Raw genomic sequence first — 16,335 nt, 5'->3', positions numbered from 1 at the left:
TAGGCGCAGTTTTCCCAGTGTTCTAACTTGTTTTTATCATGCAGCTTTCTGACTTTAATTTTAATCTCCCCGATGAACTCATTGCTCGTTACCCACTAGCAAGTCGTAGCGCCTCTCGTCTGCTGCATCTTGATGCTCAAGGTCAGTATCATGACCATCAATTTACCGACCTACTGAATTTACTCGAAGCAGGCGATTTACTGATACTTAACGATACCAAAGTCATGAAAGCACGTCTTAAAGGTAAACGTGCCACAGGCGGTGCGGTAGAAGTCTTGGTTGAACGTCTGCAAGATCAATTTATTGCCCATTGTCATATTAAAGCCAGCAACTCACCAAAAGCAGGTGCAGAACTGTTTATTGGGCCTGATGCTGTAAAAGTGACCGTTCAAGGACGTCATGAAAACTTATTTATTGTCGAATTTTCACAGCCTATTTTAGACGTGTTAGATGCCTACGGTCAGCTGCCAATTCCCCCCTACTTTAACCGTGAAGCCGAAGCGATTGATACCGAGCGTTATCAAACCGTATTTAACGACCCAACAAAACTTGCTAGTGTTGCCGCACCCACTGCCAGCTTGCACTTTGATGAAGCCTTACTGCAACAGCTAGCAGATAAAGGCATTCAAAAAACCTTTGTGACCTTGCACGTGGGCGCAGGTACATTCCTGCCTGTACGTACCGATGATATTGCCAATCACATCATGCACAGTGAATGGTGTGAAGTTTCTGAAGCTGCCGTAGCGCTGATTCGTGAAACCAAAGCACGAGGCAACAAAGTTATTTCAGTGGGCACAACTGCCACCCGTGCCGTGGAAAGTGCTGCCCAAGCCCATGCAGGCAAACTTGCAGCGTGGTCGGGTGATACGCAAATTTTTATTTACCCAGGTTATCAGTTTAAAGTGGTGGATCGTCTAATCACCAATTTCCACTTGCCTGAATCCACCTTATTAATGTTGGTATCTGCGCTTTCAAGCCGTGAAAATGTCATGCAGGCGTATCAACATGCTGTGGCGGAACGCTATCGTTTCTTTAGCTATGGCGATGCCATGCTGATTGATCAAGCTCAGACTTAATTTTCAAACTGTAAAAGAAACCACCATGCCGCTCGATACCGTGCAACACTCCATTCATATTCGACGCAAGAAGAATCAACGGGTATTTCGTAATATCGCGCGGTTATGGGATATTGGAAAAAAAGCACAAAGCCATCAAGATATTTTAGATGGCTTACACCCTTGGCAAGATGACATCACCCTCAAGTTTGAAAATGTTTTGCCTGTCCTGCTTGGCATTATAGGTGTGTTGTTCTGTTTATTGCTCTTGATTCAACCGAGTAATATTTGGCTGCAATTCTGCTTGCTGATTGGGTTAGGCTGTATCTTCTGGGCATTTATTACCTATGAACAAGACGACCCCATTGAAGAAGTCATCACTTTTTTAGAACAAGAAAGCATTGCACAGCGCTATCAACTGGCATGGCAGCAACCACCGCAACATCTTGCCCGAACCCTACAACCCGTTTATTTGATTGCTCATTTAAAAAGTCTGTTTCCCTTGTTTAATTTGGGGAATCTGTCCAATGAAATTCGCCGTTACGCCAGTACTGTTTGGCAAGATCAACAAGGCAAGCAACATCAGGTTTTGGTCTTTGAATATCGCTATGTCAGTGAAACCCGCATTAAAGATCAAAATGGCAATGACTATAAAGTGCGTGAAGTGGTGCGGCATTTATCGGGCGTATTTGTCTTTGATGTGCAGCTACAAGGTTTAGCCGTTACCTCAAATAATAAAACTTTTGGTGCTCCTTATCATGTGCCGTGGCATACCAGTGACATTCGCCTGAATCAAAAACTCAACTTTTTTGGTAGTGATGCAATTCAACTGGCGCGCACCCTCAGCCCTGCAATGGTGTTAAAACTGGATGATTTTTTTCAGCATCAGCAAGGTGATTTGTTATTTCACCCTGAGCGGAACACGCTCTGTTTTTTAGGCAATCGCAACCTGTTTGAAATTTCCAGTAAAGCAAAAAATATTCAAGATATTTCCGCATTGCGTGGACACTTACGCACTTTTAAATTACCTTATTTAGAACAATTACAGACAGATTTGGTTGATTTTCTGGACTAAGAAAATCATCTTGGGGCAAAACATGGGTATCGCAATTTTTCTTTTGGTTGTCATCGTCTTGGTGATGCTGGGCATCATGATTCGTAACAACATCGTACGCCACCACAACGCCACCATCCGCGCTTGGGCAGATGTGACCAGTTTTGAACGACAGAAGTTAAAAACGCTTGAAGAACTTGCGCCAGTGGTCGAACAATATGCAGGTATGGAAAAAGGCACTTTAGAAAAAGTGACTGAACTGCGCCAAAATATTATGAACCTAAACATCAACAATGCCGATGTCAGCCAATTACAACGTGTTGAAGCCTTGAGCAAAGAATTGATGCGCAGCTTGAATGTGGTGGTCGAAAATTATCCTGAACTCAAAGCCGACCAATTGTATTTAAAAATGATGCATGAAATTGATGAGCAGAACGAAAATGTCGGTGCTGCGATTACTATTTATAACCGCAATGTCGAGTTGTTTAATAACTATATTCAGGTCTTTCCCAACAACATGATCAACACTGCAACCACAGCGAAAAAGCCTGTGCGTGCCTTTCGGGACAACGGTGCAGCACAAAGTTTTGATTATCGTCCAAACTTTTAAGCCATTTAATTCTAAACCGCTCATTTAAAATTATTTTTCAACGCATAAATAAAAACAGCAAGCACGAAGCTTGCTGTTTTTTTAGATTTCAACTAAACAAAAGACTGTGTCAAATACTGCACCTGATTGCGTCCCTTGTTTTTTGCTAGATACAACAACTCATCGGCTGAATGCAGAAAGTCGACCACATTGTAATATTGCTGATTTTGATGATAGCTATTTACGCCAATACTCACAGTGACTTGGGTAATCTCCCCTGTCTTGGTATGTGGAATTTCCAGCGCATATACTGCCTGCCTAAAGTTTTCAGCAAGTTGTACAGCATCTGCCAATGGTGTTTCAGGCAATAGCACCACAAACTCTTCACCACCAAAGTGAGCCACAAAGTCAGATGCACGCTCAAAGTGTTGTTTAAGCAACTGCGCCACACTAATCAAACAATGATCACCCTGTAAATGTCCATAATTGTCGTTATAAGGCTTGAAATGGTCGATGTCGATAAACAAGAGAGACAATGCATGTTGATGACGCACAGCACGTTTAAATTCGTTTTCTATACGCTCACTGAGCGCCTTTCGATTGGCAACCAAGGTCAGCGGGTCTTGTAAGCTCAAAGCCAGATTTTTGCGACTCAACGCTTCGAGTTCCAACTCCATTTGTTTACGCGCAGAAATATCAAACATAAACCCAATAATCGCCACAGTTTCGTTATTTTCACGAATCACATGCACCACATCACGAATCCAGACATAATCTCCTGTAGCGGTTAAGGCACGATAATCCGCTTCGTGGTCTGTGCCTTGATCGGACAGACTCACACACATATTCACGGTCTTGTCCCGATCTTCAGGATGCATCCGATCAATCCAATCTTGTGCAGTTTTCCAGCTGTCTTGCGTCCAACCCAGTAAAGACTCAATTTGTGGGCCAATATAGCTAAAAGCTTTGGTTTTCCAGTTAATCTGCCACGGAATTGCATTCGTGGTTTCCAAAAGTGTTTTATAGAATTGGTCTTCTTTTAGTGCACTGTTTAATTCACTCATAGCCCACCTCTATGAATTGATTTTAATTACAATTTAACAACTTAAGTGAGCTTTGACTACAATTTGTTTTGTCTTATTGACATTTTTCTCAGCTTTGACACAATCATGAGGTTGAGCAAAATATAAACAACAATTGCTCAAAACATAAATCCCAAAATAAAAAGTAAGCCGATAAAATGTTAGAACATATTCAGAACCTGAAAAACACCCTCATTCAAGAGTTTTTCCAACTCTATGAGCAATATGAACAAGACCAAATTTATGCCTGTGTACTGGTCTTTAATGAATATCTTGGGGTCGATTATTTAGCTGTTTCAAGCCAACGCAGCCTGTTTAATGAACAGGAAGATGAAGCACAATATTTATCTGAAGTAAATAAATGGAATATAGAAAAATGGCGTTATCGCACTCAAGCCAACAATTCTAGCGGTCTGCATCAATTTAAAAATATTTTTGCAGATTATTTTAAACAGCGACATATCTATGGCAATCCTCTGCTGAATTCCAATGACACGCTGCAATACAACCATCTTGAACTTTTACTGGATATATTTCAGCAGGCTAAACAATCTTTATCGGGCGCTTATGGCTTAGATTTAAGCCAAATTCTGTTTTTTATTCATGTGCCCAAACAGGTCGATGTAGAGATCCACTCAGCGCAATTTCTAAACACTCCAAGTGCTTTGCTCGATGAATTCCTGCACAACAAAGCGCCTCAAACCACGATGGAACAATCCACCGCACAACCCAAGCTCAAACTACAACAAGTGGATAAAGACTTGCTGATTGATCTGGCACAACTTTTAGAAGTGGAACCGTATGATTATTTGAGCATTGCACATGAAGCCTATTTGCTCACATTAGAACCGAGTTTTATTGACAGTAATTTATATATTCAGCGTTTAATTCAGCACGTTGCTGCAATGGACAATCATGAACAAGGTGAAATTGCCTTACATAAAGAAATTACCCAACGTATTCAGCAATTTTACGCCATGTAAGCACAATGGATTTGAACAAAATATTTACTCGCAATTTTTACCAAGGAAAACGTATCTCAACTGGCAATTCCGTGCAGAATCTAGGAAAATATTGCACTTTTAGCATGAACAATCAGCGAACTGTTTTTTCGCCTTGATTTGGAACATATATGAAGTTTGAGAAATTAGGTCAGTCGGGGCGCGCCCGTCGTGGTCGTTTAACACTTGCTCATGGTGTGGTAGAAACCCCTGTGTTTATGCCTGTGGGGACGTATGGCACAGTCAAAGGCATGCTGCCACGCGATATTGAAGAAATTCAGGCACAGGTTATTTTAGGCAATACCTTTCATTTATATTTGCGTCCAGGGCTAGAAGTGATTCAGCAACACGGCGGTCTACATGAATTCATCAAATGGGATAAGCCTATTTTGACTGACTCTGGTGGCTTTCAGGTGTTTAGCTTAGGCGCAATGCGTAAAATTAAAGAAGAAGGTGTGACCTTCCGTTCGCCTATTGATGGCTCAAAGGTTTTTCTTTCGCCTGAAATCTCGATGGAAATTCAAAAAACTTTGAACTCTGACATCGTGATGATTTTTGACGAATGTACGCCTTATCCTGCAACGCATGAAGAAGCACAAAAATCTTTGCAATTGTCTTTACGCTGGGCAAAACGCTGTAAAATACATCACCATGATGAACTACAAAACAGCAACGCGCTGTTCGGGATTATTCAAGGCGGTATGTACGAAGATTTACGTGTTGAATCTTTAAACGGCTTACTTGAAATTGGTTTTGATGGTTATGCCATTGGCGGTCTTTCGGTGGGTGAACCGAAAGAAGAAATGATCAAAGTACTGGATTATTTGCCAGCTAAAATGCCAGAAGATAAACCACGTTATTTGATGGGCGTCGGCAAGCCAGAAGATATTGTGGAAGCAATTCGTCGTGGCGTCGATATGTTCGACTGCGTGATGCCAACCCGTAATGCGCGCAATGGTCATTACTTTGTAACCGATGGCTTGGTGCGTATTCGTAACAGTAAGTATCGTCATGACCAAAGCCCGCTCGATCCGCATTGTGATTGCTATACTTGCAAGAACTTTACCCGCGCTTATTTGTTTCATTTAGAAAAATGTGGCGAAATGTTGGGGTCAATGTTGGGCACTATTCATAACTTACGTTATTACCAACGCTTTACCCAAGATATTCGCAATGCCTTAGATAACGGCACTTTCGATGAATTTGTACAGGACTTTTATGCCCGTCGTGGCCTACAAGTACCGCCTTGTCCTGAAGATTAGTCTTTTCAGTATTTGCGCTGAGTAAAAAGACAAGGTAAATTGCAGAACAAACCCAATTTATTATCAGATCACTGATCGCCAGTTTTTAGTTTAGGAAAATGAAATGAGCCTTTTTATTTCGACCGCTCACGCAGCAGGTGAAGCTGCACAACAACCAAGCCTTGTGGCTAACCTTTTAATGATTGCAGTCTTCATTGCAATTTTCTACTTCCTGATTTGGCGTCCACAATCAAAGCGTGCCAAAGAGCATCGTACACTGATTGAAAGCTTGGGCGTAGGCAGTGAAGTGGTATTCGCAGGTGGTCTTATGGGTAAAATCACGAAAATTGAAGGTGATTTTGCAGTGGTAGAGCTGAACCGTGGTGTAGAAGTAAAAGTACAACGCGCGAGTGTCATTTCAGTTCTTCCTGAAGGCACATTAAACAACCTCTAATCAAAAAGAGTCGTGCTCACGCACGACTTTTTCATTTTAAGAAGAAAATAAATGCGTTACCCAGCATGGAAATATCTGCTCATCCTCGTTGTTCTTGTGGTGAGTACATTATATGCCCTGCCTAGCTTGTATCCAGATGAACCTGCTGTTCAAATTTCAGGTGCCAAAGCTGGTACCCAAATTGATCAAAGCATCATACAAAAAGCAGAGCAAATTTTACAATCAGAAAATATTGCCAGTCATGACAACAGCTTTACCAACAATGCTGCATTGTTGCGTTTAGACACCTCAGAAGCCCAACTCAAAGCCAAAGAAGCTTTACGTCGCGGTTTAGGTGATGACTATGTCGTGGCACTGAACCTTGCGCCAACCACACCAGAATGGCTACAAAAAATTGGTGCAAAACCAATGAAACTCGGTCTGGACTTACGTGGTGGTGTGCACTTCTTATTAGAAGTGGATATGGACAAGGCCATCAGCCAGCGTATGGAAACTTCAGCCACCGATTTACGCCGTCAATTGCGTGACAACAAGCTGAAATTTAATAGCCTTTCGCTGAATAACAACACCATCACCCTACAGTTTGCCAATAATGCAGACCGTGATGCAGTGATGGATTTCTTACGTCGTAACGGCAATGAATACACACAGCAAGCTGTAGCCACCACAGAAGGCTCTAGCTTACGTCTGAACTATACCGATGTCCGTAAACAGGAAATTCAGTCGTATGCGGTCAATCAGAACTTAACTACTTTACGTAATCGTATTAACGAGTTAGGTGTGGCTGAAGCTTTGGTACAAACTCAAGGTAGCAACCGTATTGTAGTGGAATTGCCAGGCGTACAAGATACGGCTGAAGCGAAGCGTGTACTCGGTCGTACTGCGAACCTCGAATTCCGTTTGGTGTCTGACTTAAATGATCAATATATTGATCCGTACACAGGTCAGACTACAGGTACAGTACCACCTGGCACAGAAGCGTTTGCCTTTGAATCTTTGGACAGTGGTCGTCAGTTATTATTGAACCGCAGCCGTATTTTAACGGGTGAGCGTGTTCAAAATGCGTCGAGTGGTTTTAGCCAAGATACAGGCGGTGCAGAAGTTAACATTACCCTTGATGCTGCGGGCGGTAAACTCATGGCAGATGCGACACGTAACGCTGTGGGTAAACGTATGGCGGTATTGTTTATTGAGAACAAACAACGTATTAGCTATGTGACCGATGAAACTGGCACACAAACTGAAGTACGCACCCCATATACCGAATCTGTCGTCATTAATGCTGCAACCATTCAGGCGGTATTGGGTTCGCAGTTCCGTATTACAGGTCTAGATTCCCCACAAGAAGCCTCTGAATTGGCCTTAATGCTTCGTGCAGGTGCCTTGGCAGCGCCAATGTACTTTGTCGAAGAACGTGTGATTGGTCCAAGCTTGGGTCAAGAAAACATTGATAAAGGCGTATTGTCGACTCAGATTGGCTTCATTTTGGTTGCAATCTGGATGGTGGTGTTCTTCCGTCTGTTTGGTCTGATTGCCAACTTCGCTTTAGTGTTTAACTTAGCCATGATTTTAACCGTCATGTCTTGGATTGGTGCATCACTCACCTTGCCGGGTATTGCGGGTATCGTAATTACCATTGGTATGGCGGTAGATGCCAACGTCTTGATTTGTGAGCGAATACGAGAAGAAATTAAGTGGGGGGCCTCGCCCAAACAAGCCATTGTGGCGGGTTATGACCGAGCGTATAACACTATTTTCGACTCGAACTTAACCACATTCTTGGTGGCATTCATTCTGTTTGCGATTGGTACAGGTCCAATCAAAGGCTTTGCTGTGACGCTCATGATTGGTATTGTCTGCTCGATGTTTACTGCAATTACAGTGACCCGTGCAATTGTACAAATCATCTACGGCAAAAAACGTAACTTGAAAAAGTTGAGCATTTAAGGAGATCACTGATGACTGAGAATACTCAACTGCCTTCAAAAAAATATGGCCGCCCTGATGATGAGCGCGTGATTCCGTTTATGAAGATTGCTTTGCCTGCGGCATTGCTTTCTATTCTATTAACGGTTGCCAGTATCTTCTTCATTGCCACCAAAGGTTTAAACTTAGGTTTGGACTTTACTGGGGGTATTGCTGCAGAACTCAACTATAGCAATCCAGTAAAAGCCACCGATGTTTCTAACGCATTGGTCAAAGCAGGCTTTAACGACCCTGTGGTACAAACGCTTGGTTCAGACCGCGACCTAATGGTACGTATGCCTGTGCAAGAAGATGTTGAAGCAGAAGACTTAACCAAAGCAATTACTGCTGCGGTACAACTACCAAATAACACGGCAACTGTGCCAAAGGTAGATGTGGTTGGTGGTCAAGTCGGTAATGAGCTGTACGTACGTTCTGCGGGCGCTGTAGCTTTAGCGCTGTTATTGATGTTGGTATACGTCACCATTCGCTTTGAATTCAAACTGGCAATGGGTGCGGTACTGTCATTGTTCCACGATATTGTGGTGACACTGGGTATTTTTGCCATGATGCAATGGCCATTTGACCTGACTGTATTGGCAGCGTTATTGGCGATTATTGGCTTCTCACTCAACGATAACATTGTTGTATCTGACCGTATTCGTGAAAACTTCCGTAAAATCCGTGGTGCAACACCACTTGAAGTGGTAAACATTGCGCTGACAGAAACTTTACGTCGTACCATTCACACCTCTATGACCCTATTATTGGTTGTAGTCGCGATGATGCTCATGGGTGGTGATGGTCTGAAATGGTTCTCGATTGCGATGTTTGTGGGTGTCTTTGTCGGAACATATTCATCTATTTACATTGGTACAGCCTTTGCCTTATGGCGCGGTTTGAACCGTCAGGACTTCATTGTTCAAGTCAAACCTGAATTTGAAGGTGAAGAGCAAGAAATTCCTTAATGCATTTCTGCTGACACCAACATTCAAGCCTATCTTCGGATAGGCTTTTTTGTGCCTTAGCATTGCGATATTTACGCTGACGTTGCGATGTTAATGCTGAATAATATGAATCTGTGGAAACTGAAAGCCTACGCAAGATGGCGCTGCTCGCCATGCTACGGTCAACATACAATCTGATAAACGAAAGTTTTGATAGGCAAAATGCCCAATCTGTGGATGATGACAAATGCCGCCCTGTGCATTGGGATGCATACGAGTATCCAACTCATTCAGGCTTAAACGAATCCCTAAACCTGATGCTTTCAGCACTGCTTCTTTAGTTGTCCAGACACGAAACCAATAATCAGCGTCGTGTTCCAAATCTTGCCAGTATTGGAGTTCATTGGGATGAAACGCATGTTGTGCCAAGGCATCGAAACGCACCTTACGGTCTAAGTCCTCGACATCTACGCCAACATCGAGTAATTCAAAACTGCTTACCAAAGCATAATGCTGACGGCTATGACTATGGTTAAACTGCAATTGAGGGAATGCTGTCAAAAATGGCTTGCCATGTGGGTTACGCTCAATATCGCTGTTTTGAATATCGTGTTCTAAGTATCCAGAAAGCAATTGATTCCGATGCCGATAAATAGCCTGTTTTTGCTGTTGAATCTGTTCACTGCGTACAGCACTTGGATCGGGACTAAAAATCTGCTGAATGCGGCTAACATTCACACAAATTTTTTTAGGTGTTTTATTCATCCGCCCTTCTCCATTTTGGCTGAAATACGATAGAAAAAAACCAGCAAACATGCTGGTTTTTTAAAGCGTGCTCGCTTAGCTGCCTTGCACCAAACGACGTGCGCTGATAATCCCTGGTTGCTGCTCTAAACGTGCCAACAAACGAGAAAGTTGCGCCAAGCCTTTAACCTCAATTAACAATTTCATATTGGCGATACCATCACTTTCAGAAATAGTATTCACCTGACGAATGTTAATTTGATCGGCAAAAATCACTTGGGTTAAGTCTTTGAGCAAACCACGGCGGTCATAGGCTTCCACCACAATTTGCACGCTTTGACCACGGGTTGGCTGCATTTCCCAATCGGCTTCTACCGCACGTTCAGGTTCGTTGCCAATCATACGCACATAGTCCGAACACGCCACTTTGTGAATACTCACACCACGGTTCAGGGTAATATACCCCGCAATCGCTTCACCATGCACAGGCTGACAGCATTGTGCGATATGCAGTTCAACGTTATCCAAACCATCAATCAAAATGCCATGTGCCGATAAGGTATGGCTGGCACGTGGGTTCAAGGTTGGCTTCAACACCAGTTCAGGTTCATCCTGATCTAAGTGCATGTGACGATTGACCTGATTAATTAAGGCATGCAGGCTAATATCACCATTCACCAAACCAATCAGAATGTCTTCACCTGTTTTGACGTTAAAGTGATTGCAATAATCATTTAAATCAATACTTTTTGGATGAATCGCCAAACGTGACAGTTCTTTGTTGAGCACTTCACGCCCGACTTCCAGATTTTTACTGCGGTCTTGCTGTCTAAACCAATGACGCAGCTTATCGCGCGCACGTGCTGTTTTAATATAACCTAAAGAATTCACCAACCAATCACGGTTCGGTTCACGGTCTTTTTTGGTTAGAATCTCGACTTGCTCACCTGTTTTTAAGGTATAGGTAAGCGGCACATAGCGCTGATTGACCCGCGCGGCATAGCATTTATTGCCGACTTCGGTATGCACATGATAAGCAAAGTCCAATACCGTTGAGCCACGTGGCAATTCTTTAATATCACCATCACGGCTGAACACATAAATTTTCTCAAAATCTTCAAACTCTTGGATTTGTTCAAAGTTTTCAGAATCGTCATCTTCTTTATGTGCGCTGGCATCGTTACGTTCCTGATAGTGCTCCAAAACAGAACGTAAGGAATGTAAACGATGATTAAACGAATGGTCTGTGGCTTTAGAACCTTCTTTATAATTAAAGTGTGAACATACCCCAAGCTCGGCTTCTTCGTGCATATCTAGGGTACGAATTTGCACTTCAAGCGACTTGTTTTCTGCAATTACGGCAGTATGCAATGAGCGATAACCATTGGCTTTTGGATTGGTAATGTAATCATCAAACTGGTGCGGAATATGCCGCCACAATTGATGTACGATGCCCAAAGAGTGGTAACACTCTGGAATGGTTTTCACCAAAACACGTACAGCACGAATGTCATAGAGCTGATCGAAGCTGAGGTTTTTACTCTTCATTTTTCGATAAATCGAATAAATGTGTTTCACCCGCCCGCTAATTTCGGCATGAATACCATTATTGCCCAGCTCTGTACGCAATTGCTCAATTACGTTTTGAATGTAGTTTTCACGCTCCAAACGCTTTTCATTCAGTAACGTCGCAATTTCTTTATAACGGTCTGGCGCCAAATAACGGAAGGCTAAATCTTCGAGTTCCCATTTCAGTTGGGCAATGCCTAAACGGTGTGCCAATGGCGAGTAAATGGTTAAAATTTCTCGCGCCACACGCTCCTGACGTTCTTTGGAAGCGGTTGCCAACTCACGTAATGAATAGGTACGTTCTGCCAGTTTAATTAGCACCACGCGCACATCTTCCGTCATGGAAATCAGCATTTTATAAATGCCTGTTAAATGTTCACGCTGGTTATTATTAAAATGGTCTTCTAAACGCTTATTTTTCTCAATCAGTTCAGACAACTTACCCATCGACAAGGTGCCTTTGATCAAGCCATAAACTGCTTCACCAAATTCTTCACGCACTTCATCTAACTGCATGACATTTTCACGCACGCTACGATAGAGCATGGCTGCAGACAAAGTGTCTTCATCGACATGCAAGTGCGCTAAAATATTCGCCATCTCAATACCTGTATATAAGGTATGCGATGGATGACTGACGTCTGTTTCCAGCTCTTTTTTCAGGGTGTAATTGGCAACGCGTTCTAATTGTTCAAGTGCCGCCCCATCGTAAATCCCGCGTACTCGGTCTAGCCATTCTGCTAAATCCTGTCGGGCTTGCTCGGCATGTTCTACAGTCGTTTCCTCAGACAGTTCATTTAAACGTCCAGGAAGTTGTTCACGTACTGTGACCATACCCTTCTCCTACCTCTATGTACTTCATATTATAAATCGTTTATTTGCTTTTCTTTCTCAAACAAGGCAATGGATTCGACATGCCCCGTATGCGGAAACATATCCATCACGCCTGCTTTTTTCAATTGATAGCCCTGCTTGACCAATACACCTGCATCCCTTGCGAGTGTGGCTGGATTACAAGACACATAAACGATTCTATCTGCGCCAAATTTGGGCACATAATACATCACTTCCTCTGCGCCTGAACGCGGAGGGTCAATTAATAATGCCTCAAATCCTTGATTTGCCCAAGAATGATGCGAAAAATCTTTTGTTAAATCTTGTGAATAAAACTTAACATTGTCTAAATCATTACGTTGTGCATTCTCTGCACCACGCTGCACCATTTGCTCTGAACCCTCTACAGCAACCACCTTTTCTGTTGCACCTACACAACGTGCAAGCGGCAATGAAAAGTTGCCTAATCCACAAAACAGATCAAGCACCCGATCACCTGATTTTAAGTTAAGCAAATCACATGCCAGCTTAACCATTTGTGGATTAATTGTAGAATTGACTTGGGTAAAGTCTTGGGGATGAAAGCCAAAACTCACATCAAAATCATCTAAACGATAATGCAAACGCATTGCTGCATGCGGATCATCAACCCGATGCAAACTGTCTGGACCTTCAGGCTGCAAATACAATTGCCAGTGTTTCTGTAACGCAAACTGCTGTAACTGGTTGATATCGGCTGCAGATAGTTGTTCTGTATGCCGCACCACCAAAGCAATCTCTTGATCTCCCATCGCCAATTCTATATGACCAATATGGGCCTTGCCTGTTAGACTTTGGAGTAGCTGCTTGATTCGTGTTAACGAACCAAATGCCTGATCCAACACCATACAGCGGTCAATTGAGGTCAGTTTATTGCTATTGCGCTCACGAAAACCGACCACCAATTTGTCTTGACTGGCAATATAACGCACCCCAACACGGGCTTTGCGGCGATAATCTTCACGCTGTGAACGCAAAGGCGCTAACCATTCTTCAGGCTGAATTTGCGCAAAATGTTGCAGATGCGACTGCAACACCTGTTGTTTGAGATGAATCTGCTCATCCAACTGAATATGCTGCATGCTACAACCACCGCAACGCTGATAATGTGGACATTGTGGCGTAACCCGTAATGTCGAAGGCTCACCCAGCACTTCTAGACACTCGGCTTCTTCTAAGCGTTTGTTACTATGCGTAATTTTGGCGCGTACTGTTTCACCAGGCAATGCGCCCTCTATAAAAACTGTTTTCCCCTGCTTCTCGGCTGGATGACCCGACTGAGCTGTGTAGTGTGCAATCCCGCGCCCTTCATGTGACAACGATTCCACCTGAAAGCAATATTCAGCCTGCTGCGTGGTACGGTTTTTACTGCGATGTTTCATATCAGTCTAAATATCGGAAGATGGGGAAGATTGAAAAGGCATCACGGATTCATTTGAAGGCGTGGTGACACTTTGTTCAGGAAAATCTGTACGGGTAAATTCAGTTTGCTGCGAACTGTGCTGCCACACGCTTAAAAAGTCTGCATGCTGCGGCTGAGTATGCAAATATTGAATGGTATGCTGTACCCATAAAGTATGCTCTTCAAGCAGCAATTGCCCTTTGAGCAGCAGCCAACGCAAATAAATCAACCAAGTATTTAAGACATCGCCTTCACAATAACGCGTCAGCCTTGACCATTCGCCGCTTTGCATAAATGCAGGAACATGATAGCCCGCATCTACACGTTTACCCGGAAAACCTAGCAAATACGCAATGTCATCCAACTTTTGAAAATGACGACCATTAAACATTGCCATCACATCCATTAAATCGACATGACGCTGATGGTAACGGTTTTGATAATTGTTATAGCGCTTTTGCTGATCAATCTCGCCCTGATCAAATAAACTTGGTGCAGACAGCCCGTGATACATGGCGCGGAATAAAATCACTGGCAAGTCAAACTGCGAACCGTTCCAACTGACCAAAGTCGGATGACGCTTATCAAAAATAGACAAAAACTTTTTCAGCATTGTCGCTTCGCTGTCGTGTTCACGGCTAAAGGAAAACAGCTTCATGCCGTGTTCATCAATCCACAAGCCTGAAATACACACAATTTCATGCAAAGGCAAACGCTGAAAATCGGTTCCTGCCTCTTGGCGACGCAACTTCATTAATGCTTGTTCAAGCTCTGCTTCGGGTAAATCGAGTTGATATAAATGCGCGCCTGACTTCAAATCGGTAACGGTTTCTATATCGAAAATCAGCACAGGTAAACGCATAAAATCTTACTCAATGGGTGATAGAAAAATGAATATCACAATTCAGTATCTTGAACAGAGAACAAACCTGTCGATAAATAACGATCACCACGGTCACAAACAATACAAACAATCACTGCATCTGGATTTTCTTCGGCAATTTTTAAAGCTGCCCATACCGCACCGCCCGATGATGTGCCTGCGCTGATGCCTTCTTTTTGCGCCAATTTGCGCATGGTTTTTTCCGCTTCAATTTGCGGAATATCAATAATACGATCAACACGACTACGGTCAAAAATGGTTGGTAAATATGCTTCAGGCCAACGGCGAATCCCTGCAATACTTGAACCATCTGAAGGTTGTAAACCAATAATTTGAATCTCTGGATTTTGTTCTTTTAAGTATTTAGACACCCCCATAATGGTGCCTGTTGTGCCCATAGAGCTGACAAAGTGGGTAATTTTACCGCCCGTTTGCTGCCAAATTTCAGGCCCTGTGGTCAGGTAATGTGCTTCAACATTATCTGGGTTACCAAATTGGTTCAGCACCAAGCCTTTGCCTTCGCGTTGCATTTGCAAAGCCAAATCGCGCGCGCCTTCCATGCCTTGTGCTTTAGTCACTTCAATCAATTCTGCACCATAGGCACGCATGGCATCTTTACGTTCTTGGCTCATATTGTCAGGCATGATCAGCTGCATTTTATAGCCACGCATAGCTGCAACCATCGCCAAAGCAATGCCGGTATTGCCACTGGTTGCCTCAATTAAAGTATCGCCCGGTTGAATTTCACCGCGTTTTTCTGCCTGCATAATCATGTTGTAGGCAGGACGATCTTTAACAGAACCCGCAGGGTTATTGCCTTCCAGTTTTGCCAAAACCGTTGCCTGCGTATGACTTGCCAAACGCTGCAAACGCACCAATGGGGTTTTGCCCACATAATGATCTAACAAAAATTCATCACTTTGGAAATCTGATTGGGTATCAAGCATGGTCTGCACCAATATCAAGGTGGGCTTATTGTATGAAAATTTGCACCTTCCTGCACGTTTTTCACAGGCTTTTTATCAAAACAGCAATACTCTGCCGACAATTTATGCATCACTCACTGCCTACACAATTCTAGGCAAGATGAACACAATTTCAGATTGTCTTTTGCGGGATGGATGCAAAAAAATGCACACCGATTGATTGCGAGATGCAGCTGAACCACTCGCACCAAACAGATGAAAACACAGTCAGGAGAATTGACATCCTCCCCCCCTTAAAAGAGGGTGATTCCTACAGCTAGACGCTTATGCCCAAGCGCAAGAATGTTTAGAGCTGAGTTTATATCTCGATCATGAGCTGTACCACAGCTCATGCACTCCCATTCTCTTATTCCAAGATCTGTACTACCTTTGGGACTACTTGAGGTGATCTCACCGCAGCACGAACAGATTTGGGTGGTATAGGCTTCTTGGACTTCTTCAAACAATACGCCTGCGTTCTCGCATTTATACTTGAGCATTGTTTTTAGTG

The 16,335-nt window shown here is 43.2% G+C and carries 15 protein-coding genes; 8 read left to right on the top strand and 7 right to left on the bottom strand.

Going from position 1 to position 16,335, the window contains the following annotated elements; translation table 11 throughout:
- Nucleotides 1-38 precede the first annotated feature (38 nt).
- Genes queA through FTT70_RS07205 form a run of 3 tightly spaced genes read left to right on the top strand, consistent with a single transcriptional unit; the run spans nucleotide 39 to nucleotide 2,719 of the window.
- A complete protein-coding gene (gene queA, locus FTT70_RS07215) occupies nucleotides 39-1,076 on the top strand; it encodes a tRNA preQ1(34) S-adenosylmethionine ribosyltransferase-isomerase QueA (RefSeq protein WP_180168451.1) in 1,038 nt (345 codons plus the stop codon).
- A 25-nt stretch (nucleotides 1,077-1,101) separates the two neighbouring features.
- Complete coding sequence (locus FTT70_RS07210) at nucleotides 1,102-2,130, top strand: hypothetical protein (protein ID WP_004974951.1); 1,029 nt, start codon at nucleotides 1,102-1,104, stop codon at nucleotides 2,128-2,130.
- Nucleotides 2,131-2,152: 22 nt separating this feature from the next.
- Nucleotides 2,153-2,719 carry a LemA family protein gene (locus FTT70_RS07205; protein WP_154320335.1) on the top strand — a complete coding sequence of 189 codons (567 nt, stop codon included), beginning with the start codon at nucleotides 2,153-2,155 and terminating at the stop codon, nucleotides 2,717-2,719.
- Nucleotides 2,720-2,811: 92 nt separating this feature from the next.
- On the opposite strand, the gene FTT70_RS07200 is transcribed toward FTT70_RS07205, so the two are convergent.
- The gene (locus tag FTT70_RS07200) at nucleotides 2,812-3,762 is read right to left on the bottom strand and encodes a sensor domain-containing diguanylate cyclase (protein ID WP_180168450.1); all 951 of its coding nucleotides are present in this window, start codon (nucleotides 3,760-3,762) and stop codon (nucleotides 2,812-2,814) included.
- A gap of 176 nt (nucleotides 3,763-3,938) precedes the next feature.
- On the opposite strand from FTT70_RS07200, the gene FTT70_RS07195 reads away from it, so the two are divergent.
- The 5 genes from FTT70_RS07195 (at nucleotide 3,939) to secF (ending at nucleotide 9,409) form a co-directional block, all read left to right on the top strand.
- Nucleotides 3,939-4,763 (top strand): DUF4303 domain-containing protein, encoded by an 825-nt coding sequence (locus FTT70_RS07195; RefSeq protein WP_180168449.1) that lies wholly within the window; start codon nucleotides 3,939-3,941, stop codon nucleotides 4,761-4,763.
- 149 nt (nucleotides 4,764-4,912) lie between these two features.
- Nucleotides 4,913-6,043, top strand: coding sequence for a tRNA guanosine(34) transglycosylase Tgt (tgt, locus tag FTT70_RS07190; protein ID WP_180168448.1), 1,131 nt, complete (start codon nucleotides 4,913-4,915; stop codon nucleotides 6,041-6,043).
- Nucleotides 6,044-6,146: 103 nt separating this feature from the next.
- Nucleotides 6,147-6,476, top strand: coding sequence for a preprotein translocase subunit YajC (gene yajC, locus FTT70_RS07185; RefSeq protein ID WP_004974939.1), 330 nt, complete (start codon nucleotides 6,147-6,149; stop codon nucleotides 6,474-6,476).
- 51 nt (nucleotides 6,477-6,527) lie between these two features.
- The gene (gene secD, locus FTT70_RS07180; RefSeq protein WP_104852524.1) at nucleotides 6,528-8,423 is read left to right on the top strand and encodes a protein translocase subunit SecD; all 1,896 of its coding nucleotides are present in this window, start codon (nucleotides 6,528-6,530) and stop codon (nucleotides 8,421-8,423) included.
- 8 nt (nucleotides 8,424-8,431) lie between these two features.
- The gene (secF, locus tag FTT70_RS07175; RefSeq protein WP_171525035.1) at nucleotides 8,432-9,409 is read left to right on the top strand and encodes a protein translocase subunit SecF; all 978 of its coding nucleotides are present in this window, start codon (nucleotides 8,432-8,434) and stop codon (nucleotides 9,407-9,409) included.
- 90 nt (nucleotides 9,410-9,499) lie between these two features.
- Here the strand turns inward: secF and FTT70_RS07165 are convergent, their stop codons facing one another.
- The 6 genes from FTT70_RS07165 to FTT70_RS07140 form a co-directional block, all read right to left on the bottom strand.
- Nucleotides 9,500-10,153, bottom strand: coding sequence for a 4'-phosphopantetheinyl transferase superfamily protein (locus FTT70_RS07165; RefSeq protein ID WP_096902676.1), 654 nt, complete (start codon nucleotides 10,151-10,153; stop codon nucleotides 9,500-9,502).
- 75 nt (nucleotides 10,154-10,228) lie between these two features.
- Entirely contained in the window at nucleotides 10,229-12,535 is a 2,307-nt protein-coding gene (locus tag FTT70_RS07160; RefSeq protein WP_004974935.1) for a bifunctional (p)ppGpp synthetase/guanosine-3',5'-bis(diphosphate) 3'-pyrophosphohydrolase, read from the bottom strand.
- A 29-nt stretch (nucleotides 12,536-12,564) separates the two neighbouring features.
- Entirely contained in the window at nucleotides 12,565-13,956 is a 1,392-nt protein-coding gene (gene rlmD, locus FTT70_RS07155) for a 23S rRNA (uracil(1939)-C(5))-methyltransferase RlmD (RefSeq protein WP_180168447.1), read from the bottom strand.
- A gap of 6 nt (nucleotides 13,957-13,962) precedes the next feature.
- Nucleotides 13,963-14,838: a 3'-5' exonuclease gene (locus FTT70_RS07150; RefSeq protein ID WP_004974933.1), complete on the bottom strand. Its 876-nt coding sequence runs from the start codon at nucleotides 14,836-14,838 to the stop codon at nucleotides 13,963-13,965.
- A gap of 35 nt (nucleotides 14,839-14,873) precedes the next feature.
- On the bottom strand, nucleotides 14,874-15,806 hold the full coding sequence (cysM, locus tag FTT70_RS07145; RefSeq protein ID WP_179988696.1) for a cysteine synthase CysM: 933 nt from the start codon (nucleotides 15,804-15,806) through the stop codon (nucleotides 14,874-14,876).
- A 272-nt stretch (nucleotides 15,807-16,078) separates the two neighbouring features.
- A partial coding sequence (locus FTT70_RS07140) for a zinc ribbon domain-containing protein (RefSeq protein WP_179988826.1) occupies nucleotides 16,079-16,335 on the bottom strand: 257 nt, incomplete at its 5' end.

Source organism: Acinetobacter sp. YH01003 (assembly GCF_013420525.1).
GTDB classification, from domain to species: Bacteria; Pseudomonadota; Gammaproteobacteria; order Pseudomonadales; family Moraxellaceae; genus Acinetobacter; species Acinetobacter towneri.
The sequence above is the reverse complement of the archived record's forward strand: the minus strand, read 5'-3'. Positions and strand labels throughout refer to the sequence as shown.

Bases quoted from the DNA above. Each gene is read 5' to 3' on its own strand.
- queA (WP_180168451.1), top strand. From the start codon at position 39: ATGCAGCTTTCTGACTTTAATTTTAATCTCCCCGATGAACTCATTGCT.
- FTT70_RS07210 (WP_004974951.1), top strand. From the start codon at position 1,102: ATGCCGCTCGATACCGTGCAACACTCCATTCATATTCGACGCAAGAAG.
- FTT70_RS07205 (WP_154320335.1), top strand. From the start codon at position 2,153: ATGGGTATCGCAATTTTTCTTTTGGTTGTCATCGTCTTGGTGATGCTG.
- FTT70_RS07200 (WP_180168450.1), bottom strand. From the start codon at position 3,762: ATGAGTGAATTAAACAGTGCACTAAAAGAAGACCAATTCTATAAAACA.
- FTT70_RS07195 (WP_180168449.1), top strand. From the start codon at position 3,939: ATGTTAGAACATATTCAGAACCTGAAAAACACCCTCATTCAAGAGTTT.
- tgt (WP_180168448.1), top strand. From the start codon at position 4,913: ATGAAGTTTGAGAAATTAGGTCAGTCGGGGCGCGCCCGTCGTGGTCGT.
- yajC (WP_004974939.1), top strand. From the start codon at position 6,147: ATGAGCCTTTTTATTTCGACCGCTCACGCAGCAGGTGAAGCTGCACAA.
- secD (WP_104852524.1), top strand. From the start codon at position 6,528: ATGCGTTACCCAGCATGGAAATATCTGCTCATCCTCGTTGTTCTTGTG.
- FTT70_RS07165 (WP_096902676.1), bottom strand. From the start codon at position 10,153: ATGAATAAAACACCTAAAAAAATTTGTGTGAATGTTAGCCGCATTCAG.
- FTT70_RS07160 (WP_004974935.1), bottom strand. From the start codon at position 12,535: ATGGTCACAGTACGTGAACAACTTCCTGGACGTTTAAATGAACTGTCT.
- rlmD (WP_180168447.1), bottom strand. From the start codon at position 13,956: ATGAAACATCGCAGTAAAAACCGTACCACGCAGCAGGCTGAATATTGC.
- FTT70_RS07150 (WP_004974933.1), bottom strand. From the start codon at position 14,838: ATGCGTTTACCTGTGCTGATTTTCGATATAGAAACCGTTACCGATTTG.
- cysM (WP_179988696.1), bottom strand. From the start codon at position 15,806: ATGCTTGATACCCAATCAGATTTCCAAAGTGATGAATTTTTGTTAGAT.